Source organism: Metabacillus sp. KH_069 (genome assembly GCF_057838075.1).
In genome coordinates this window covers 4,384,033-4,406,614 of record NZ_CM174460.1, presented here as the reverse complement: position 1 = coordinate 4,406,614, position 22,582 = coordinate 4,384,033, and the positions used below count along the sequence as shown (strand labels likewise).

General features: G+C 42.4%; 17 protein-coding genes, 1 tRNA gene, 1 pseudogene and 1 riboswitch. Of the genes and pseudogenes, 16 read left to right on the top strand and 3 right to left on the bottom strand.

The features are described from left to right. The first annotated feature begins 81 nt into the window (after positions 1-81). The 13 genes from AC3ISE_RS22050 (at position 82) to AC3ISE_RS21990 (ending at position 13,546) form a co-directional block, all read left to right on the top strand. Positions 82-154 (top strand) — tRNA-Phe (locus AC3ISE_RS22050). A 281-nt stretch (positions 155-435) separates the two neighbouring features. Further along, positions 436-1,890 carry a peptidoglycan DD-metalloendopeptidase family protein gene (locus AC3ISE_RS22045; protein ID WP_489222626.1) on the top strand — a complete coding sequence of 485 codons (1,455 nt, stop codon included), beginning with the start codon at positions 436-438 and terminating at the stop codon, positions 1,888-1,890. 258 nt (positions 1,891-2,148) lie between these two features. Further along, the gene (gene yycF / locus AC3ISE_RS22040) at positions 2,149-2,853 is read left to right on the top strand and encodes a response regulator YycF (RefSeq protein WP_070878896.1); all 705 of its coding nucleotides are present in this window, start codon (positions 2,149-2,151) and stop codon (positions 2,851-2,853) included. A gap of 5 nt (positions 2,854-2,858) precedes the next feature. After that, positions 2,859-4,703, top strand: coding sequence for a cell wall metabolism sensor histidine kinase WalK (walK, locus tag AC3ISE_RS22035; RefSeq protein WP_489222625.1), 1,845 nt, complete (start codon positions 2,859-2,861; stop codon positions 4,701-4,703). Next, positions 4,693-6,039: a YycH family regulatory protein gene (locus tag AC3ISE_RS22030; protein WP_489222624.1), complete on the top strand. Its 1,347-nt coding sequence runs from the start codon at positions 4,693-4,695 to the stop codon at positions 6,037-6,039. The genes walK and AC3ISE_RS22030 overlap by 11 nt, the downstream gene beginning before the upstream one ends. Beyond that, complete coding sequence (locus tag AC3ISE_RS22025; protein ID WP_489222623.1) at positions 6,026-6,832, top strand: two-component system regulatory protein YycI; 807 nt, start codon at positions 6,026-6,028, stop codon at positions 6,830-6,832. The genes AC3ISE_RS22030 and AC3ISE_RS22025 overlap by 14 nt, the downstream gene beginning before the upstream one ends. Positions 6,833-6,838: 6 nt before the next feature. Beyond that, positions 6,839-7,633, top strand: coding sequence for an MBL fold metallo-hydrolase (locus tag AC3ISE_RS22020; protein WP_489222622.1), 795 nt, complete (start codon positions 6,839-6,841; stop codon positions 7,631-7,633). Between the two features lie 104 nt (positions 7,634-7,737). Next, positions 7,738-8,958, top strand: a complete 1,221-nt coding sequence (locus tag AC3ISE_RS22015) for a S1C family serine protease (protein WP_489222621.1) — start codon at positions 7,738-7,740, stop codon at positions 8,956-8,958. 60 nt (positions 8,959-9,018) lie between these two features. Beyond that, positions 9,019-9,174, top strand: a complete 156-nt coding sequence (locus AC3ISE_RS22010) for a CxxH/CxxC protein (protein WP_070878890.1) — start codon at positions 9,019-9,021, stop codon at positions 9,172-9,174. Between the two features lie 82 nt (positions 9,175-9,256). After that, on the top strand, positions 9,257-9,736 hold the full coding sequence (rlmH, locus tag AC3ISE_RS22005; RefSeq protein WP_133312999.1) for a 23S rRNA (pseudouridine(1915)-N(3))-methyltransferase RlmH: 480 nt from the start codon (positions 9,257-9,259) through the stop codon (positions 9,734-9,736). Positions 9,737-9,907: 171 nt separating this feature from the next. Continuing rightward, on the top strand, positions 9,908-11,005 hold the full coding sequence (locus tag AC3ISE_RS22000; protein WP_489222620.1) for an L-dopachrome tautomerase-related protein: 1,098 nt from the start codon (positions 9,908-9,910) through the stop codon (positions 11,003-11,005). A 173-nt stretch (positions 11,006-11,178) separates the two neighbouring features. Then, complete coding sequence (locus AC3ISE_RS21995) at positions 11,179-11,820, top strand: GNAT family N-acetyltransferase (protein WP_489222619.1); 642 nt, start codon at positions 11,179-11,181, stop codon at positions 11,818-11,820. Between the two features lie 505 nt (positions 11,821-12,325). Beyond that, entirely contained in the window at positions 12,326-13,546 is a 1,221-nt protein-coding gene (locus AC3ISE_RS21990; RefSeq protein ID WP_489222618.1) for a TerD family protein, read from the top strand. A gap of 98 nt (positions 13,547-13,644) precedes the next feature. Here the strand turns inward: AC3ISE_RS21990 and AC3ISE_RS21985 are convergent, their stop codons facing one another. Continuing rightward, the gene (locus tag AC3ISE_RS21985) at positions 13,645-14,940 is read right to left on the bottom strand and encodes an MFS transporter (RefSeq protein WP_489222617.1); all 1,296 of its coding nucleotides are present in this window, start codon (positions 14,938-14,940) and stop codon (positions 13,645-13,647) included. 121 nt (positions 14,941-15,061) lie between these two features. On the opposite strand from AC3ISE_RS21985, the gene AC3ISE_RS21980 reads away from it, so the two are divergent. Beyond that, positions 15,062-16,285 carry a helix-turn-helix domain-containing protein gene (locus AC3ISE_RS21980; protein ID WP_489222616.1) on the top strand — a complete coding sequence of 408 codons (1,224 nt, stop codon included), beginning with the start codon at positions 15,062-15,064 and terminating at the stop codon, positions 16,283-16,285. 129 nt (positions 16,286-16,414) lie between these two features. Continuing rightward, a riboswitch (glycine riboswitch) is annotated at positions 16,415-16,494 on the top strand. Between the two features lie 130 nt (positions 16,495-16,624). Next, positions 16,625-17,978: pseudogene (locus tag AC3ISE_RS21975) on the top strand (amino acid permease). A gap of 326 nt (positions 17,979-18,304) precedes the next feature. On the opposite strand, the gene AC3ISE_RS21970 reads toward AC3ISE_RS21975, so the two are convergent. Continuing rightward, the gene (locus AC3ISE_RS21970) at positions 18,305-19,519 is read right to left on the bottom strand and encodes an MFS transporter (protein ID WP_489222615.1); all 1,215 of its coding nucleotides are present in this window, start codon (positions 19,517-19,519) and stop codon (positions 18,305-18,307) included. 509 nt (positions 19,520-20,028) lie between these two features. On the opposite strand from AC3ISE_RS21970, the gene AC3ISE_RS21965 reads away from it, so the two are divergent. Then, entirely contained in the window at positions 20,029-21,333 is a 1,305-nt protein-coding gene (locus AC3ISE_RS21965; protein WP_489222614.1) for an aldehyde dehydrogenase, read from the top strand. A gap of 82 nt (positions 21,334-21,415) precedes the next feature. Here the strand turns inward: AC3ISE_RS21965 and rluF are convergent, their stop codons facing one another. After that, on the bottom strand, positions 21,416-22,123 hold the full coding sequence (gene rluF / locus AC3ISE_RS21960; protein WP_070878879.1) for a 23S rRNA pseudouridine(2604) synthase RluF: 708 nt from the start codon (positions 22,121-22,123) through the stop codon (positions 21,416-21,418). Between the last annotated feature and the right edge of the window lie 459 nt (positions 22,124-22,582).

Sequence of the window (22,582 nt, the reverse complement as noted above, 5' to 3'; positions counted from 1 at the left end):
GCCGCTGCTTGGTTAAGCTTCCTGAAATTTGGGCGAAGGTCCCAAGAACAAAAACAACTATTGTACTGCATACTTTTATATGGCTCGGTAGCTCAGTCGGTAGAGCAAAGGACTGAAAATCCTTGTGTCGGCGGTTCGATTCCGTCCCGAGCCACTCAAAAAAGACATGATCCTTATAGGGTGCATGTCTTTTTATTTTGTGACTTTCGCGGCATGAGAAATCCTGCTTATATGGGCATATATTGACAGGAAACAGTAAATTATGTCACCAATAATACAGAAATGTTACATTTTGCAAAATGACTAGGTAATTGTCTGATAATATGCTAATTTAATATAGTGATAAAAAAATAGAATTTTGTCGAAATAGAACTATTTGCTTATAAAATGATAGATAAAGTACTTAGCAGTGGTTAATTGGGAGGAAATTAAATCGTGTTTAAGCGCATAAATGGATTCGTTGGAAACAACGTTCAATATACAAAAAACAGCATAATGAAGAAGGCTTTTTTTAGTTTGGGATTTGCCGGAGCACTGTCGTTTGGCATTGGATCTGCATCTGCGGAAGAAAAGCTTGAAACGGTCTATCATGTTTATTTAGATGGAGAAAGAATTGGTACAGTCGACAGTCAGCAGTTAATTGATGACCTTTCAAAGCAGAAAGTTGAAGAGGCCAAAAAGAACTATAAAGATTATCAATTAACGGTTGAAGAAATTGAAATGATCCCTGAGCAAATGTTTCGTCCTGTTTCTAACAACGAAGAAACAGTAAACAAGCTGAATGCAGAAATGGATGTTGTAGCAGAAGCTGCATCCATTAAAGTAGACGACCAAAACGTTGCTTACTTCAAAAACAAAGAAGAAGCCGAAAGTGTATTGAACAAATTTAAAGGCAAATATGTTTCCGAGGACGTTTTGAAACAGCTGGATACGATGAAAGATTCCACCGTGCCTCTGCAGCCTATTAAAGAAAATCAATCACGTATATTAGACGTTTCCTTTTCTGATAAAGTTTCAGTTTCAGAAGAAAAAATTTCTCCCGATAAGCTGATTACGGCTGAGGAAGGCTTAAAGCTTCTTGAAAAAGGAACACTTGAAGAGAAAAAACATAAAGTCGATGGTACCGATGTACTCAGTACAGTAGCTGCTGAATATAAACTTACTGTAGAAGAACTTCTTGCACTTAATCCAAGTTTAGAAGATGAAGATGTCATTAAACCTGGTGACGAACTGAATGTAAAAGAGTATAAACCATTTACAAATGTTCTTGTAAAAGAAGAAGTATCTAAGAAAGAAGCAATTGCCTATGAAACAGAAGTGATCGAAGATTCTTCTATGTTCAAAGGTGACAAGAAAACGAAACAAGAAGGCAAAGACGGTCAAAAGCTGTTAAATTATATTGTTTATAAAGAAAACGGCAATGAAGTGAAACGCGATACAACAAAGGATGAAACACTTACTGAGCCGGTAAAAGAAATTATCGTTAAAGGCACGAAAGTCGTTCCTTCACGCGGCAACGGATCTTTAGCATGGCCTGCTGTCGGCGGAACTGTAACAAGCAAACTTGGAACTCGCTGGGGCAAAATGCATAAAGGAATAGATATCGCAGGTGTAAGTGATCGTACGATTAAAGCTGCCGATAATGGGAAAATTGTTTATGCAAGAAACTCAGGAGCTTATGGAAACAAAGTCGAGATTGACCACGGAAATGGCATGAAAACAGTTTACGCACATCTAAACTCTATTTCTGTCTCTGTAGGTCAAACCGTATCTCAAGGCCATAAAATCGGTGTAATGGGATCTACTGGACGTTCAACAGGCGTTCATTTGCATTTCGAAGTTTACCAAAATGGAAACTTGAAAAATCCGCTCAATTACTTGAAAAAATAACCTCTAGCTTTGCTAGAGGTTTTCCTTATTTCAGCTCGGCAATATGCCGGGTTTTTGTCTTTCCTGAAAGAAATAATTTTTAGCGGTAAGTTTTCAGTGAGTTCATGATGAACCTCTTTTCACGCTGCAGCTGACTTACTGCAGCACATTTAGGAAATAGCTAAAAAGAAATACGCCTTGAAAAGGTGAATCTGTTTAGTAGAAGTGGTAAATTAAGAATAAGGAAAGAAACACCTTATGTAAAAGGGGCGATTGGCCATGGAAAAGAAGATCTTAGTTGTTGATGATGAAAAGCCGATTGCAGACATTCTGCAATTTAACTTAAAAAAAGAAGGCTATGAAGTATTTTGTGCCTACGATGGAAACGAAGCAGTCGAAATGGTAGAAGAAATTCAGCCTGATCTCATTCTTTTAGATATTATGCTCCCGAATAAGGACGGAATGGAAGTATGCCGTGAAGTCCGAAAAAAATATGAAATTCCCATTATCATGCTGACAGCGAAAGATTCTGAAATCGATAAAGTGCTTGGACTTGAACTCGGAGCTGATGACTATGTCACAAAGCCTTTCAGCACCAGAGAGCTTTTAGCACGTGTGAAAGCGAATTTAAGAAGATTGCAGGCTCTTCCTCCAGAACAGCAATCAGATAAAAATGAAATTGAAATCGGCTCATTAACGATTCATCCGGATGCCTATGTCGTCTCTAAACGCGGTGAAACGATTGAACTGACTCATCGTGAGTTTGAGCTGCTTCATTATTTAGCTAAACATATTGGACAAGTTATGACGCGTGAACACCTCCTTCAAACCGTTTGGGGCTATGATTACTTTGGTGACGTCCGCACTGTAGATGTGACCGTGCGCAGACTAAGGGAGAAGATCGAAGATAACCCTAGTCATCCGACTTGGATTGTGACACGAAGAGGTGTCGGGTATTACTTGCGAAACCCTGAACAGGAGTAGGTTTCATGAATAAAGTAGGTTTTTTTAGATCGATCCATTTCAAATTTGTAATGGTTTATGTGCTCCTGATTATGATTGCCATGCAGATCATAGGAGTTTATTTTGTGCAGCAGCTAGAAAGATCTTTGACAGAAAACTTCAATACCTCCATTACGCAAAGAATCAATTTTATTAATTACAGCATTGAACAGGAAATGACGAAAGAACGGACAGAGGATCCATCAGGCACCCTTCCGACGCTTGAGGAAGACATCACCGCTATATTAAAGGACTTTGCAAAGGATGAAATCCAGGAAATCAGAGTCATTGATAAAAATAGCCGCGTGATTGCTACGTCAGATCCTAATAATAGCGATATTATTGGAAAACGGACGACGGAAGTTCTTGTAAAACGGACGCTTGTTTTCGAAAAACCGGATGAAAAAGTCTATATAGAACGCGACACAAGCAGGCGTGTATGGGTTTCCTCAACGCCTATTAAAAATATTGACCAAGAAACCATCGGTGCATTGTATCTTGTAGCTTCGATGGAAGAAGTATTTTCTCAGATGAGGGTTATCAATGGAATCTTAGCCACAGGAACCGGTATTTCCTTGGCAATCACCGCAGCATTAGGTGTTTTTCTTGCGCGTACGATTACTAGGCCAATGTCTGATATGAGAAAGCAGGCAATTGAGTTATCCAAAGGTAATTTTTCAAGGAAAGTTAGAGTTTACGGCGAGGATGAAATTGGCCAGCTTGCCATTACGTTTAATAATCTGACAGATAAACTTGAAGAAGCTCAGGCCTCTACTGAAGGAGAACGTAAAAAGCTGGCATCTGTTATTGCGCATATGACGGATGGCGTCATCGCAACGAACCGAACTGGGGAAGTTATTTTGGTCAACAATCCGGCCTTGGAAATGCTTAACGTTTCACGTGAAACCGTTTATGAGGTGCCGATTACGAAAATACTCGGGATTGAAGACGAGTATACGTTTGATAGTTTAATTGAGCAGCAGGACTCCCTTATTTTAGATGCAAGCACTGAGGATAAGCCATACATCCTGAGAGTGAATTTCTCTGTTATTCAAAAAGAGCAAAAACGAAATAATGGTCTGATTGCTGTCATTTATGATATTACGGAACAGGAAAAAATTGATGAGGAAAGACGTGAATTTGTAGCTAACGTATCTCATGAACTAAGAACACCGCTTACGACGATGCGAAGCTACCTGGAAGCACTTGCCGATGGAGCCTGGGAAGATAAAGAAATTGCTCCTCAATTTTTAAACGTCACTCAAAATGAGACAGAACGGATGATTCGTCTTGTAAATGATTTGCTGCAGCTTTCAAAACTGGACAGCAAAGATTACCGCATCAATAAAGAATGGATTAACTTTACTACTTTCTTTAATCAAATTATTGACCGGTTTGAGATGACAAAGGAACAGCACGTGACCTTCCTGCGCAAGCTCCCGGACGAAAAACTCTATGTGGACATTGATCCTGATAAGATTACACAAGTGCTGGATAATATTATTTCAAATGCTCTCAAATATTCGCCAGAGGGCGGTCTGATTACATTTAAGGTTGAAGTGCAAGAGGATAAGCTTCAAATCAGCGTAACAGACCAGGGAATGGGCATTCCAAAAGGAACCGAGAACAAAATATTCGAGCGGTTTTACCGTGTGGACAAAGCGCGGACAAGAAAGCTCGGGGGAACAGGTCTCGGCCTTGCTATCGCAAAAGAGATGATTGGCGCGCATGATGGGGAAATATGGGCAAAAAGTGTGGAAGGCAAAGGAACAACGATCTTGTTTACTCTTCCATTTACCCGGGATCAAGAGGATGATTGGGATGAATCGTGAACAAGCAAAAACAGTCATATTAGTGCTGCTTGTCTGCTGCAGTGTGTTTTTTACGTATAACCTGTGGACCTTTAAGCCTAACTATGACTTTATACAAAATAGCCAGTATCTAGAAAATGCACCTATCAGTCAAGTGAAAAACGAGCCGGCTAACGTGATCCGTCCCTATCAGATGTTTGTCCATCAAAATGCCGAGCATTACGGAACGTTTAAAGCTGAAAATATTGATTTCCTGTGGAACCAGCTGCGAAACTGGAATATCAGCGAAGTGAAAAATGTCTCGAGCAGATACACGTCTGATCAGCTTGATGAATGGCTGAATGGGAAAAGCGAATCGAAAAAAATAGAATTTGTTTTCAGTGACAAAATTCCGTTTGAAATCTTTCAATCTATCTTTCAATATAAATCGCAGAAAACCATTTACTCTTCTTTTGACCGGATTGTCCTGCCTCAGGCAAAAGCCAATCAGCCGCAAAAAATTATTTTTGTTTCTGTCGAACAAAGACTTGTATATGAGGCATCTATCAGCAATGAAAACGCAAGAAACATCATTGCTTCCATCATTGAAAAAAAGGAAAACTTGGATCCATACCTTTCGATCGATCTTTTAGAAGATAAGAACTTGCTTCTGCCTGAGGGCAAGATTGAATTGAATCAGATGAAGTATATTATTAATTCGATCAGCGGTGAGAATTTCAAACAGGCGCTCTTTACAAATCCAAGCTATGTAAGAAGAGAAATGAAGCCTACACAAAACGTCTATACAGACGGAACAAGCCTGCTGACCGTTTACCCAAGCCAGGAGAGATTAAGATTTGTCAATCCGACCATCGATCCGAGCATGTTTATTGAACGGGGAAAAGCTATGAAACAAAGCATAGAGTTCTTAAATAATCATGGCGGCTGGACAGATGACTACCAGTTTTACAATATGGATTCCGACAGCCAGCTCGTCTCGTTTCGTCTGATGGTTGACTCTGTTCCCGTGTTTGAAAATAACACAAATACGTTTGGACCTACTGAGATTTCGATGCGGTGGGGAAATAATGAAATTGCGACCTATTTGCGCCCTCTCTATGATTTAGATACAGAATTTGTTCCAAATGCAGTGAAGATGCCAAATGGCAAAGAAGTCATGAATCTGCTTGAGCAGAGAAAGACGATTGAAAAAGAAAATGTGAAGCGGGTATTTCCTGCTTATGAAATGTCTGCAACAGCAGAGCCGAGAATTGTGGCCGTTAAACCGTACTGGTACGTAGAAACCGAAAGCGGCCAATTCGTTAAGCTGCAGGCAGGAAATGATACGCTTGGAGGTAACAGCGATGGATTGGAGTAAGACGAAATCCATTTTTATACTGGCATTTCTCGTTCTGAATACGTTTTTAGCAATTCAATATTTTAATATTATCATTACAAACAGCAGGTACGATGTGATTCAAAAAGCAACAGTTGAAGAACAGCTTGCAGCTGAAGGAATTACTTATGGAGAGCTGCCTAAAGGTAATGAAAAAGGTGCTTACATTACAGCTGAAAGCAAGGTTTTCTCTGAGGAAGAACTGAAGGCTTTATCCAATCAGGAGATTCTTAATGTTGAAACTAACTTCACCGGTTTAAAAGCTGAATTTGAAAAACCGATTGGACTGCCTGAGACGAATACCCAGAGTAAATTGAATCAGATTGTCCGCGAGAACATCCTTTACGGAGATCAATATGCGCTATGGAAGACGGATAAGGTAAAAAATACAATCGTCTATATTCAAACATATAATGATAGAATGGTCTTTCAGGACCTTTCTACTGACCAGAACATCGGGATGCTGACCCTTTATTTAAATGATAAGAATCAGATTGTCAGCTATGAGCAGACCATGCTTGAAAATATTGAGGATTTGGAAGAAAGACAGGACACCCTCCCTGCCCTTAAGGCACTGGAGGCTCTCTACAATAAAAATGATTTAAAGCCAAACAGCAAAGTAACAGAGGTGCAATTTGGCTACTATACACCTTTTCCCTTATCAGGAGAACAGATATTGGCACCGACATGGCATATCGTTGTAAATGAAAAAGAGGATTATTACGTAAATGCATTAGAAGGACAAGTGATCCGTTCTAATGAAAAATTGGAGTGAGAAACGATGAGCTTGCAATTCAGTGTTCTCGCAAGCGGAAGCACGGGCAATGCCACTTATATAGAAACAGATCAGCATTCATTGCTCGTTGATGCGGGATTCAGCGGTAAACAAATGGAAGTGCTGTTTCAGCTGATTGGGAAAAAAATCAATCAGTTATCCGGTATTCTTGTTACCCACGAGCACAGTGATCATATTAAAGGTTTGGGGATTCTTGCAAGAAAATACAAGCTTCCGATTTATGCAAATGAGAAAACGTGGAATGCAATGGAAGGGCTGATCGGAGCCATTCATCCCGATCAGAAGTTTATTTTCCAGACAGGCACCGTTCGGTCATTTGGAGGACTTGATGTAGAATCGTTTGGCGTGTCGCATGATGCTGCTGAGCCGATGTTTTATGCTTTTCATCATGAAGACAAGAAGCTGGCATTAATCACGGATACAGGGTACGTCAGTGACAGAATGAAGGGGATCATTGATAATGCGGATGCCTTCGTTTTTGAAAGCAACCATGATGTGGACATGCTCAGAATGGGTCACTATCCATGGAGTGTAAAACGCCGGATCCTGAGTGATGTCGGCCATGTATCAAATGAGGATGCTGCCCTTGCAATGACCGATGTGATCGGAGACAAAACAAAAAGAATTTACCTGGCCCATTTAAGCAAAGACAACAATATGAAAGAGCTCGCAAGAATGTCTGTACAGCAGACGCTTGCAAGCAAAGGGTTCATGTCCGGCGAACAGTTTGAACTGTACGATACAGATCCTAAAAACCCAACGCCTCTCGTTACTGTCTAAGATATAAAAATAGATTTTTTTGGATATCCTTGAGTATAATATTGCTAAGATATACACACTATTCATACAGGGTTTGTTTGTGTGAAAGGATGGGTGAAAAAGCGATGGGGTATTACGATCAGGACTATGAACAGTATAATCGAAAACAAAAAGGAAACCGGGGCGGAAAGTTCCTGCCAGGCCTCCTTGGCGCAATTTTAGGAGGGCTTCTCGTCATTTTCTCCATTCCTGTGCTTGCGAATATGGACATCCTTCCATATGACCTGGCTTTAGGAGATGACGACGAGGAAACTGGCGAGGATCAGACTCCGAACGAAACCGAACCTTCCAAAAACATTTCAGTCGATGTAAGCACAGCTGTTACCCAAGCTGTCGACAAAGTCTCAAAAGCTGTCGTTGGTGTGGTGAATATTCAGGAAGCCGGCTTCTGGAATGAAAAAGGCGAAGCGGGAACAGGATCAGGTGTCATTTACAAAAAAGAAGGCGGCAATGCTTTTGTCGTCACGAACTATCATGTTATCGCCGGTGCATCTCAGATTGAACTGAGCTTAAGCGATGGAACCCGTGTACCTGCTGAGGTCCTCGGAAGCGATGAGCTCATGGATCTGGCTGTTCTCAGAACAGAAAGCAAACCAGTGGAGCAAGTCGCGGAATTCGCAAACTCAGATAATGTGAAGCCTGGAGAACCCGTCATTGCCATCGGTAACCCTTTAGGCCTTCAATTTTCAGGGTCTGTCACACAGGGCATCATTTCCGGTACAGAAAGAGCGATTCCCGTGGATTCCAATAATGACGGCGAGGTTGACTGGAACGCAGAAGTTCTTCAGACAGATGCAGCCATCAACCCTGGAAACAGCGGCGGAGCACTCGTGAATATCGACGGAAAATTAATTGGCATCAACTCAATGAAAATTGCTCAATCAGCAGTAGAAGGCATCGGGCTTGCGATTCCAATTAATCTAGCTGCTCCAATCATTGATGACTTAGAAAAGTATGGTGAAGTCAGACGCCCATTCCTTGGCATCGGCATGCGTTCATTAAATGAAGTATCAAGCTACCATTGGGAGCAAACGCTGAAGCTTCCGGCAAAAGTAAAGTCAGGTGTAGTGGTCATGAGTGTGAATCCAGTATCACCGGCAGGCCAGGCTGGACTGAAAGAGATGGATGTCATAACAGAATTTGACGGCAAAGAATTAAAAGATATCATCGACCTTCGAAAACAGTTATATAAGAAAGCTGTTGGAGAAAGTGTAGAACTTGTTTTTTACCGAGAAGGGAAAAAACAATCAGTGAAGCTGAAGCTTGGAGAAGAACAGGAGGGGTAAGTTTCTCCTGTTTTTTCTTTGTACGAATAAATCCACATTGTGGATAAACGGAGGAAAATCATGAAATGCTGTGAAGAACACATCGAATTAGCGATAGATATGTATGTAGACGAGCATGAAATTGCGCCAGAAATCGAAAAAATCAGAGAAATCAACAAGTTATCCACAACCTGTGAATTGTGCACAAACCCTGCTGTATATATAGTGGGGAACTAATATTCGCACACTAAATGTGGATAAGTTGTGCACAAATGTGGATAAAATCTGTTGGTAATCTGTTCTTAAGTGGGGATAGCCTGTGAATATAACAATTTGTACAATCGGAAAGTTAAAAGAGAAATATCTAAAACAAGGAATCGACGAATTTTTAAAGCGTTTAACACCGTACGCAAAAGTCGACATCATCGAACTCCCGGACGAAAAAGCACCTGAAAACCTCAGCGAATCCGAAATGGAAATGGTCAAGCAAAAAGAAGGCGAACGCATCCTTTCGAAGATCTCCGATGACACTCATGTCATTGCGCTGGCAATAGAAGGGAAAATGAAATCATCTGAGCAGCTTGCAGCTGATTTAGATCGTTTAGCTACATATGGAAAAAGTAAAGTGGCGTTTGTAATCGGCGGATCGCTGGGGCTGAGCAATGAAGTTATGAAGCGGGCGAATGATACATTGTCTTTTTCGAAGATGACGTTTCCTCATCAATTAATGAGGCTTATCTTAGTGGAGCAAGTTTATAGGGCTTTTAGGATTAATCGGGGGGAACCATATCATAAGTGAATGAGGTTCTTAAATAACTTCATTCTAGCGTTAATAAAACCAGCATTTTTAGTAATGGGAAGTTGAAACCCACAGCATCCATATGATTGAAAATTTATCAAGAACCAGGCACTACAAAAAATTTTCATCATATATAGGTTATATCCGTTCGGATTTGATGAGGAGGATATCATGCAACCTATGTTACCTATGGAGAAATATTTTGGGCAGTTTGAACTGGTGCATGCTTTTTATGGGGCTATGCCTACAGGTGTCAGCGTTTCCGAAACCGGTCGTATTTTTGTTTGCTTTCCGAAATGGGGAGACGACGTTCAATATACTGTGGCGGAAATTGTTGAGGGTGAATTGCAGCCTTATCCCAGTTTAGAAACCAATGTGGTTAATACTGGGAATATTACGATGTCTTTCGTCAGTGTCCAAAGTATCGTTGCTGATGGAAGAGGAACACTTTGGGTACTAGATACAGGGGCACCAAATTTTTCTGAACCTATTCAAGGGGGAGCAAAATTAGTTGCTGTTGATTTAAGCACGAATACAATAAGGAGAGTATATACCTTTACAGAAGATGTTGTCTTGCCAACAACTTATCTGAATGATGTCCGTTTGGATTTTCGGGTTGGAAGAGCAGGCTATGCATATATAACGGATTCTTCTTCCAGAGGGCCAGGGGCTATTATCGTCGTAGATTTAGAAAATGGAAACGCGTTTAGACGGTTAAATGGGGCAATATCAACTTCACCTGATCCCTATTTTTTACCGAAAGTAGAAGGTGAAATTTTGATGAATCGAAATCCGGACGGCTCGACTTTCCCATTTAGGTTGGCTTCCGATAGCTTAGCGATTTCTCCTGATGGAAAGGTTTTATTTTATGCTCCGCTAGCCAGCCGTCAGCTGTTCTCTATCTCAACAGAAGCCCTAAGAGACAGAAGGATACAGGACATGAATTTATCCCAATATGTGCAGTATTGGGGGGAAAAAGGTGCGTCTGATGGAATGATCACCGGCGCAAAAGGAACCGTTTATGCGGGAGACTATGAAAACAACAGTATCCGGAAGATATTGCCGAATGGCGCAATGGAAACCATCGCACATGACCCGAGAATTTTATGGCCGGATACTTTTTCAATTGGCCCCGATCAATACTTATATGTCATTGTGAATCAATTACATCGGCAGGCGAGATTTCATTATGGAAGAGACCTGCGGGAAAAACCATATAGTTTACTTCGTATGAGAATTGATGAATTCCCTGCTCCTACCTTTTCATAATAATCTTAAACGAAGGTAGCTATCCTCATCAGGGAGCTGCCTTTTTTGGAGCATAAGTCAGCATTTGAGGGAAAGACAATGCAGAAGCATTAATGCCCCTTTAGCACCATTTCGAACAAGGTCAGTTCACAAAGTGTTTTGAAGCTTAAAAAATGAGAAAGGAGAAAAAATACTTGCTGGAAAAAATTGAAGATAAAAATTTGTTTATGATGTGTAAAGAGGTCCGCCAAGAGGCTTTTTCAGATATACCTGCTGATTATTCTTTGCGATGCTGCAGGCAAGAGGAATTAGCGATTTGGAAAAGGATGCAGTTTGATTCTGCAGAAGATGCTGCAAGCTATGACGGATTTATGAATCAGTTTTTTCAACAAGTTTATGGAGGACAGGAAGAGCAATTTTTTGAACGCTGCCTTTTCATTTGTGACAAGGAGAATCGTCCGGTCGGAACTTGTTTCATCTGGAAAGCTTACGGGCAAATTTCCACTATCCATTGGTTTAAAGTAGTGAAAGAACAGGAAGGAAAAGGTCTTGGACGAGCATTGTTAACAGCTGTGATGAAACAAGCAGGAAAAGAAGACTATCCTGTCTTTCTTCATACACACCCTGGCAGCCTGCGGGCAATCAAGTTGTATAGTGATATGGGTTTTTCCTTGCTGACAGACCCGGTTATTGGACATCGGATAAACGACTTGGAAGCCTGTTTGCCAATAATGAAGGATTACTTATCATCAGATGCTTGGAACGGATTAACGTATGCATCAGCTCCTGCTTCCTTCTTAAAGATTGTAAAGGAATCGGAATCAGACGAGTTTTAAGCAGTCCCAGTAACTCCAAAAAATGCTATATCTGGAGTTTGACAGGTGATTTTTGCCTGAAATCCCTTAATAACTTACGAAAACAGCCTTAATACAAAAATAGAAGTACCAAAGAACACCTCAAACGTTCTTAGTACTTCTTTTTATTTAGTCTTTTATCTATGACATTCCCTCAACCTACCCGCAGCTTCTCCCCACTAACCCTCTTTTTCTGCTTCTGATCCAAACGATAACTCAAGAAAGTCAATAGACTTGCTGCGACGGCAACAATTCCTTGAAACGCCGTATACGCGAACCGTACGTACGGTATTGTGAGAGGGGCGAAAATAAACTACTTTATTGTCCCTCTACTCGATTTTCTAGTAGTATTAACCCGCAAATTTTCAATAAAATGGTATAATTCACAGTGGAATGATAGACATAGTCAATGGTATAGAAGCTGCATGCAGAAACCTCTTTTGCAGTGGGATAATAATAGATTAATAGAAACAAGGAGTGGTCATAAATGAACGCATTGCTTCAAATGGGCGGAAATACCGTCTTAAGTTCCCCAAAAGGCTATTTAACTGTGAGCTATGATCGGTCAAATACGATCGATATTTCTTTAACGGCTTTTCTTTTAACAGATACAGATAAAGTCCAGGGGGACAGCGGAATTATCTTTTATAATCAACCGAATGGCCCTTCCGGTGTTGCAACTTTATTGCCATCTGAGAATGCGGGAAATACGGTAGTACATAATCTTGAATTTGATATGAGCAAAGCTCCTGCTGGAATCAGCAAGATTGCCATTACGCTGACAGAGGATAACCACACGGGGTTTGCGAATGTGCGGAATTTAAAAGCCCAGGTGCGCTCGGGTGACAAGGTGGTCGAGTTAACTCCCTCCAGTTTTTCAAAGGAAAATGGGATTGTGGTTTTAGAGTTATATGTGAGGAATGGCCAGACAAAGGCGAAATCAATCTGGCGCGGATTTGATTCCGGGCTTGAAGGCTTATGTAAGAATTACGGTGTGGAAGTGGAACCGGAGGAAGGGACTAAGCCTTCCGAGCAGAAACCGGTTCAGAAGCAACCCGTTAAAGAACCTGTAAAGGCGCCTGTTCCTGAGAAAAAAATCGTTCTCGAAAAGGTAAAGGGCAAGATCAATCTCGACAAAGGCCAGAAGCCGGTCATGATTGAAAAAACACCGGAAATTACGGCTACGGTATCTTGGAAAACTGGAACTGATTACGATATCTATGCGCTGGTTTATACGAAGGATGGCAGGCAGGTCGATGTCGCGATGTTTGGGGCAAAAGGAACACCACCTCTCAGAAGGTTCGCAGGCGGAGCGGTGGAACATATGGGAGATGTCGGGAGAGACAGCCGGGCAACGAAGACAGAAGTGATCAAACTAAGGTTAACGAACGACATCCTCGCAGTCGTGCCTGTCGTATACTCTGCCCAGTCTAACGGAGCAGGTTCCTTCTACCGATACAAGGTGTCGATGAGCATCGATAATCACAATGGAACCTCCGTTACGATTTCCGCCAAAAACGCCAATGACAACGACCGGATCTATACCTGTGTGCCCGGAATCCTCCATAATACGCAAGATGGAGTGATCATAAGTCCGCTGGAGCTGTATAGTATACCCAACTCAGAGTATAGGCCTAAACTTAGGATGGGCGCTTCCAATATGGTCGAAGTCGTCATGGATGCCGGTCCGATTAATGATTATAAATAAAGTAGGAATACATTAAAAAAAGTGGACTTACCTTTAAATTAGTAAGTCCGCTTTTTGCTTATTTTAGATTTATAGCATGCTATTTATAAAAACTACTTTTACACAACAGTCCCAGCTTCAGCCAAAACTCTCTTTTCCCTATCCAGGTCCGGATGCACCTTCCTCACCACACTCGGCCTTGCCAGAGTAATGACAACCCCAATTAGTATTGCTGCAGAGGCAAGCAGGATGTACTGTCCCGGTACGGCGTCGTACAGGAATCCGAATATAATCATTCCGAGGGGCATGAGAGCCATGGCCATCGTTTCGATAAGGGAGAAGACGCGGCCTTTGTAGTCGTCTTCGATCATTTTCTGCATCATGACCTGAATTGGTGTATTGATGATGATGATCATGGCACCGAAACTGAACATGAGAATCATGTAAAAGGTGAAGATGGCCCAGTAGGACAAGTCAATCATCAATGGCATCGCAGTGGCTCCGAGGATGATGCCAATGGCTAGTATGCCGCGTTTTGAGACGAGAAACGGGTACTTGACTTCTTTTCGGACAGAGAAGTAGATAGATAGGACGAGCATGCCGGCGGCGAAGGCTCCCTGGGTAAATCCGAAATGCCGGGACGCCAGGTTCAACTTTTCGATCAGGACGTAGGAGTAGCCTACCTCAAAGGCCCCAAACAGGAAGTTGATGATGAGGGAGAGCCAGATCAGGGTCATGAGCACCTGCTTTGTTTTTAAGTAATGCAGTCCTGCTCTCATGCTCTGCCACATGGATTCTTTCGGCTTCCCTTCTGTTCTGCGCTTTGCGAAGAGGGTAAAGTTCATGGTTGATTCAAGGAGTACGGCTATGATGGAAGCGGCGATGTAGATGATAAGAAAGGTCTCCATTGAGACGGCTCCATACAACAATCCGCCGGCTGCCGGGCTGCCGATTGCGGCGAATGACATGGCGATTTGGTTCAGTGACATTGCCCGCTGGATGCGTGCTTCATCAACTAAACCGGTGATGGATGACGAAAACGTGACGGAAGAAAAGGTGGATGCGATGGCAAGGATGCTTGTTGTGATGTAGATGGCGGTCAATGAGAGTCCATAGGTCAGGCTTACGTAAAGAAGTCCGCTGATGGCAAGGGTAGTCGAGATCTGTGCGAGGATGACAATTTTTTTCCGTGAGTATTTGTCTGCGGCATAGCCTGCAAAGGGTGAAATCAGCGTCCGCGGCAGAATGTTGCAGAGCAGGTTTGCGGCAAAGCTTGTGGCCGATCCTGTGATCTGCAGGATGTGGAAGCTGATGGCAAAGGCATACACCTGTGCGCCGAACGTTGAGATGAGCTTGCTGATGGTGAAGGTGAACAAATGGTAGGTCGCCATTTTTAATTTTCTTATTTCTTCCATTAAAAACCCTCCATATTTCAAAAGTTTAATTTAATTAAACAAATTATACCGCATTCTGCTATTCCATTTCAAGCGAAAGTTTAATAAAATTAAACTAATTAGAAAAATTGGGGTGTTAACCATGATTGGGGAACGAATACGAAACCTGCGGAAGCAGAAAAAGCTGACACTTGCAGAGCTTGCGGGATCAGAGCTGACAAAAGGGATGCTCAGCCTGATTGAGAACAATAAGGCGAATCCGTCCATGGAAAGCCTGGCCTATATCGCGAAGCGTCTTGAGGTGGATGTGTCACAGCTGGTAAATGAGGTTAACGTGGTTGAGCTGAGAGAAGTACTAAATGAAGCAGAGAAAGAATACAGCGTAAGCAAGGAAGATCCAGCCGATAAGTATGAAAAACTCATTCAGCTTATAGAGCCCCATGTCCATAAGCTCCAGCAGGGATATGAAGCGGCAAGGCTGCTCGACCTCTATGGGCGCAGTTTGTACCGGGAAGAGAAGGAATGGAAGGAACCGATTGATAAAGCGGCGGCACTGTATGAGCAGATGAACCTTACTCAAAAGCGGGCGAGTATTGGACTGTTTAGGAGTATTGTTCATTTTATCCGTCACCATTATGAAAAAGCGCTGGAGGTTCTGCTTTTTGAGCGGAAAATGATCGAAGAAAGGTTTGCCTATATCGATCCGATCACGCGTCTTGATCTCGATTATCATGAAGCGGTTTTTCACTTTGCAGTCGGCAGCACAGAGTCTGCAAAGCGCGTGATGAATGATGCGATCGCCTTTTCAAAAGAGAATAAAACGTATTACCTGATCGATGATTTGTACCGGCTGGCGGCTGCTTCCGCCCAAATGGCTGAGGACACAGAGCTGTATAACTACTACATCATGAAATTGAAGCAATATGCTGAATTCTCAGAAGATGAAGGCTCCTGGCTGAGCTATCACATTTTCAGCATCGAATCTCTCATTTCGGTCAAGCACGATTACCATTCCGCACTGGAGATCATCGATTCGTACTTAGAGGATGCTGATTCTATCCTGAAATTCAAGGAATGGTTCTATCTTGAAAAAGGGAAAGCCCTGCATGGCCTCGGGGAATATGAAGAAGCCATCCGGTATTTGGATCAGGCGGAAGTTCCGCCCTACCATCACCACCCGTTTGATCTGTCCCAGTTTTATTTGAGCAATACGTACAAAGCCCTTTGCTATGAAAAGCTTGGGAATTCAGATAAAGCTTTGGCAGCCGCCGGGACAGCGGTGGAACAGTTTGAGTCGATGCCGGATTCGCCGTATAAGGAGTTTAGCAGGAAGACTTATGAGGAGCTTGGCGGAATGAGTGGGTAAACCTGCTAATAGGAAGATAACCTGAATTCATTGACAAACCCCTCCCCACCCCCTACAATTAATCATTATTCAGAAATACTCAAATTTAATATAAAGCAAGCTATGATGGCTGTGGATCACACTACAGCCGGAGCAGCTTCTGGAGAGACCGCTGATAGTGGCGGCGCCGAAGGGTTCACAATCTCAGGCAAAAGGACAGAAGAGTATGAAATTGGGGTTTGGTTTACTCGTTTTTGCGGGGCGGCAAATGCTATTTTGGTATTCTTCAAAAAGAGATTGGGATTCTTCCAGTCTCTTTTTTTATTGGATTTTTTTACAGCTTAGAAGGAGGAGTTCAGAATGGCACAGCAGGAATTGAAGAGAGATTTGGCGAACCGCCATGTGCAGCTGATTGCAATTGGCGGAACGATTGGAACGGGGTTGTTTTTAGGTTCGGGCAAGGCGATTCAGCTTGCGGGACCGTCGATTATATTCGCTTATTTGATTGTCGGGGTTGCATTGTTTTTTATGATGAGGGCGCTTGGGGAAGCTGCTGCTGTCAAAGGCGGGATATGAATCGTTTACGGATATTGCGGAAGATTATCTTGGGCCGCGGGCGGCGTTTGTGACAGGGTGGACGTATTGGTTCTGCTGGATCATGACGGCGATGGCCGATGTGATTGCGGTCGGTGTGTACGTGCAATACTGGTATGACATTCCGCAGTGGGTTCCGGCGCTTGTGTGTTTGCTTCTTTTACTTGGGCTCAATCTCCTCACGGTGAAGCTCTTTGGGGAATTGGAGTTCTGGTTCGCGCTGATCAAGGTGGTGACGATTCTTGCTCTGATCGTGGTCGGGGTGATCTTGATTGTGATGGGCTTTCAGACAGATGCGGGAGCTGTTACGGTGAGCAATCTGTGGGAGCACGGCGGCTTGTTTCCAAACGGAATGAGCGGATTTTTGCTTTCGTTTCAGCTGGTTGTGTTTGCATTTGTCGGGGTGGAACTGGTTGGTGTGTCGGCGGCGGAAACGTCCAATCCGAGAAAGAACATTCCGTCTGCCATCAACAAAATACCGCTCAGGATCTTGTTTTTCTACGTCGGCGCTCTAATTGTCCTGCTCAGCATCAATCCGTGGACGGAATTGAATGCTTCGGAGAGTCCATTTGTGAAGACGTTCAGCCTGATCGGCATTCCGCTTGCGGCGGGAATCATCAATTTCGTTGTTTTGACGTCTGCTGCATCTGCCTGCAACAGCGGGCTGTTTTCGACAAGCCGTATACTGTTTACGTTAAGCAAACGTGACCAGGCGCCGTCCTCCTTCAGAAATCTGACGAAACAGCATGTGCCGGGCAATGCGCTGTGGCTGTCAACTGCAATCGTATCAGCGGGTGCGCTTCTCAGCAAGCTGATTCCCGAGCAGGCCTTCGGCATTGTGACGACAATCAGTGCCATCTGCTTTATCTGGGTGTGGAGCGTGATTTTGATCTGTCATATTAAATACCGGAAAACCCGTGAGGACCTGCATGCTAAATCAGCATTCAAAGCTCCGTTTGCGCCGTTCATCAACTTTGCGGTGCTGGCGCTGTTCGGACTGATTCTGATCGTGATGCTTGTGGCGGATGAGACACGTCCGGCGCTGATGCTGACGCCTTTGTGGTTTATATTGCTGTATGTTTTGTTTCGATTTAAAAGAAAATCCATTAATAGAGCATAACGAAATGTGCGCAAGTGCTAATTTGAATTTAAGCGCACTTTCAGAATGTAGAAGGAATGTGCAGTGTTCTAATCCGAGCTTAATCGCACATCCTGGCTGTAGCAGAAGACTGGAAGTGTTCTAATCGGAGTTTAATCGCACATCCTGGCTGGAGCGGGAGAACAGAAGTGTTCTAAACCGCCATTAATCGCACAATCCCGGCTGCAGCAGAAGTGCGGAAGTGTTTTAATCCGTGAACTGAAGGTCGGAACCAGAAAAAACACAAAGAAGTACCAAAGAACTAAGTTCTTGATACTTCTTTTTTTTCTTTTATTTGGTGGATTCTATCAAGAAATCCGCAGCTTCTCTCTATGGGTGGTGTCCTGTTGCTTTTGGTCTAAGCGATGGCTTAGGAAAGTTAGGAGACTTGCGGAGATGGCAACTAGTCCGCCGACCCATGTCACATTCATCAAATCTCCTTGATGGTAAACGATTCCGCCTAGTGCGGAGCCAAAAGCGATACCGACATTGCTTGCGACTGGCATCAATGAAGCGGCGAGTCCTGTTGCTTTTGGCTGATAAATACCGGCAAGGTCGATCAAATAAAGCTGGGTGGATGTTGTTAAAAGAATGGCCATTAATGACATCAGGCCAATGTTAACCAATCCGAAAATTAAATTGTTTGTTGTCCAATATAAACCGATCAGGACAATGGCTTGCACGAGAAAAACAAACCTGAGACGTCCGATCGCATTGTGGCTGGCAATTTTGCCGGCGAGTATGTTGCTGAAAATCGAAATAAATCCGTAGCCAAACAAAATCAAACTGATTGAACTGCTTGGCGCTGCCATTTCTTTAAGGATTGGAACGAGGTACGTAAAAACGGCATACGTTGCTCCGAATCCAAGAGATGGAATGAAAAAAGCCATTAAGATTCGCGGGTGTGTCAACAAAGAAAATTGATCACGCATCGAACTTCGGGCTTGCCTTTGCATATCAGGCAAGACGAAGAAAGATGCTAAAAATGCAATTCCCCCAAGAAAAGTGGTTAACAGGAAGGTTGCATTCCAGTCGTACCAATCAGCGATTAAAGTACCTATTGGAACTCCGATCACGTTTGCAAGAGTAAAACCGCCAAAAACAAATGAGATGGCAAGGCCGCGTTTTGCGATCGGCATGGTTTCACTGGCAACAATCATGGCAAGTGAGATTAAAACCCCTGTTACAATCGCCGTCATCATTCGAAGTCCAAGGAGCAGGATATAGCTTGAGGATATGACGCACAAAGCATTCAGAATGATGAACGCTCCTATCAAAAACAACATCCATTTGCGCTTTGGAAAATGGCTTGTTGCAGACATGACGAGTGGTGTGGCAACGGCAAACGTAATCGCAAATGCAGAAACAAGTGTGCCTGCTTTTGAATTTGTTATATGAAGACTCGAGGAAATATCGGTCAAGATTCCGACGATAACAAATTCGCTTGTCCCGAGAACAAATGTTAATAAAGCAAGTGTTAATATGAGCAGCCAATGCCGCTTGGTCAATTCTATGTTGTCCATAATTACCTCTTTTCTTAGATGTACATAAATGTGTTGCATGGCAAATAAACAATCTAACTATCATACCATAATACATTTTTACGCTTAATAAGGTAGGTGCCATTTATTATTACCAGCTATGGAAAATAGTAATTAGCCGATATTTTTTTGTTATGAAATTTTATGGAAGGGCAAATTTCCATTTAACTAGAATTCATAAAAAATAGGGATGTCCGTTTAAAAATAGTTGAATTTGATTTTGGTAAATAAAGGAGAGTTTGATGAAGTGAAGAGCCTGTCACGCCCTAGTTTTATCCGGTTTTTAAATGAAGCGTGTCATGAAGGGTTTCTTCAAAATCAAAAAAATTGACCCAACTCTTATAGAGGAGTAGAATCGTCATCAATTCGAATGAGGAATGTCTATTAATATAATAGAGGTTTAGTAAACAGATAACATCCACAAAACCATTAAGAGGTTTTATCCTTTTCTTTTTTTAAAGTATTTAAAAACGATCTAAGGAGAGTGCAATATGGAAAACTATCAAGAACTCACAGCGAAGCAACAGTCATTTTTCCGCAGCGGGAAAACAAAAGATGTGCAATTTCGCATTGATGCATTAAATAAATTAAAAGAGCTTATGTCGTCACATGAACAAGAAATTATTGACGCTGTAAAAGCCGATCTTAATAAACCTGAAGTAGAAGCAAAGCGTGCTGAGATTGGTCTTGTTTTAGGAGAAATTAACTTTATGATTGAGAATTTATTTTCTTGGTCTGCTCCAAAAGAAGTGGAAACACCTTCGACTCATGCAGGTGCTGCAAGTTTTATTGTGCCTGAACCCTATGGATCTGTACTTGTGATTGCACCATGGAACTATCCGTTCCAGCTTGCAGTCAATCCGCTTGTAGGAGCCATAGCAGCTGGGAACTGTGCCGTATTAAAACCTTCTGAGTTAACACCTCGGACATCCGGTCTTTTGGCTAAGATGATTAATGAAAACTTCCCAGAAGAATTTTTATGTGTGGTTGAAGGTGAAGTTGAAACGAGCACATCTCTGTTAAAAGAGAAATATGATTATATCTTCTTTACCGGCAGCACAGGAGTAGGGAAAATTGTTGCAGAAGCGGCAGCAAAACATTTGACCCCAGCCACACTGGAGTTAGGCGGTAAAAGTCCTGCTATTGTGCACGAGGATGCTGACCTGGGTGAAGCAGCAGCACGTATTGCGCGCGGGAAATTTGCTAATGCTGGCCAAACATGTGTGGCGCCGGATTATATCCTTGCACATCGGAAAGTAAAAGATCAATTGATCTCTAAGCTGAAAGATGTCATCACAAAAACATATGGAGAGAACGTTTCTGAAAATCTGGATTTCCCGCATGTGGTGAGTGAACGGCATTTTGATCGTTTGCACCAATTCTTAGAAAATGGAGATTTAGCAGCCGGAGGTAAATCAGATAGATCGCGCCTATTTCTTGAACCGACGATTTTAGACCATATTTCTTGGGAAGACTCTGTGATGCAAGATGAAATATTTGGCCCGATCCTGCCTGTACTCGTATACGACGAAACTTCAGAAGTGATTGAGGCAATCGTACAGCGTCCAAAACCATTAGCTCTATATCTTTTTTCTGATGATGAAGATGTACAAGATGAGGTGTTTCATTCCATTTCATTTGGCGGAGGTGCGATTAACGATACCATTAATCACATGACCTCTCACTATCTTCCATTTGGCGGCGTAGGTGAAAGTGGGATGGGGGCTTATCATGGCAAAGCAAGCTTTGATACGTTCACGCATTTCAAAAGCATTCTTAAACGCTCGTTTAAATAAGAAATAACAAGACGAACAAATCGAATGCAAAAGATTAGAGGATGAGCCGGGCTTTTAATAAGCTTCAGCTCATCCTCTGTTTTTACCACTCTTTCGGCTCGTAGTTTAATTCACTGAATAGCTGAGTGCGTTCTTTTTTCGATAGATCCCTCCACTGGCCGGGCGGAAGATTTCCTAAATGGATATTCATGATCCGGACTCTCTGCAGTCTTAAAACCTGGTATCCGAGTTCTTCGCACATACGGCGGATTTGGCGGTTCAATCCTTGTTTTAGGATGATTTTAAAGTCATATTTGGAAAGCTGTTCTACTTCGCAAGGAAGGGTTTTAGTCCCTAATATTTTCACACCGCTTGCCATTTTCTCCAGAAATTCGGGAGTGATCGGCTTGTCTACTGAAACGTTGTATTCTTTTTCATGTGCATTTTCGACACGCAGAATTTCGTTTACAATATCTCCGTCATTTGTGAGGAGGATTAAGCCATCTGAGTCTTTGTCCAGACGTCCAATATTGTAAATTCGCAAGGGGTGATTAACCAAATCAATAATATTTCCCTTTACGTTTTTTTCTGTTGTGCTGGTAATGCCTACAGGTTTATTGAGCGCGATGTAAACATTATTTCTAGACACTTGGATAGCGCTCCCGCTCACCCGGACATCGTCCCCTGGCTCAACCCGGTCTCCTATTTTTGCTTTTCTTCCATTAATCGTGACTCTTCCTTCTTCAATTAATTTATCGGCGCCTCGTCTGGACGCTTTTCCAGATTCACTAATAAATTTATTAATACGCATACTAATCACAGCCTTAAGTGAGAATTGTATAGTTAAGAATACCTCAACTCTCACCATGTTCTCAAGTGCCGTCTTGAATAACTGCAAATGCTGGACCGGTGATATTGTTTGTTTTCATTTAATGACTTATGATTGTGTTCAGATTCACTAGTAATAAATTTTCCTAAAAAGCAGTTCTATATATACTAGAATATTTCTGAATGAACTGGATGTAAGAATGGATTTTGAGAAAAAATAAGGCACTTTTCGTATACTTTGTTGCTTTTAGAATAGATATTTTAAACGATAAGTGGATTGCAGCGGAAGGAACTTGACTCCTGCGGGAAATAGAGCAAAATGGGAAATTCAGGAGGCAAAGCCGAGGAGGCTCCCAGCCGGACCGCGGAAAGCAAGTTCCTGCAGCGAAAAGGAACGGACAACATTCAAAATCGAAAATAAAAATCTATGCGAATATAGCCT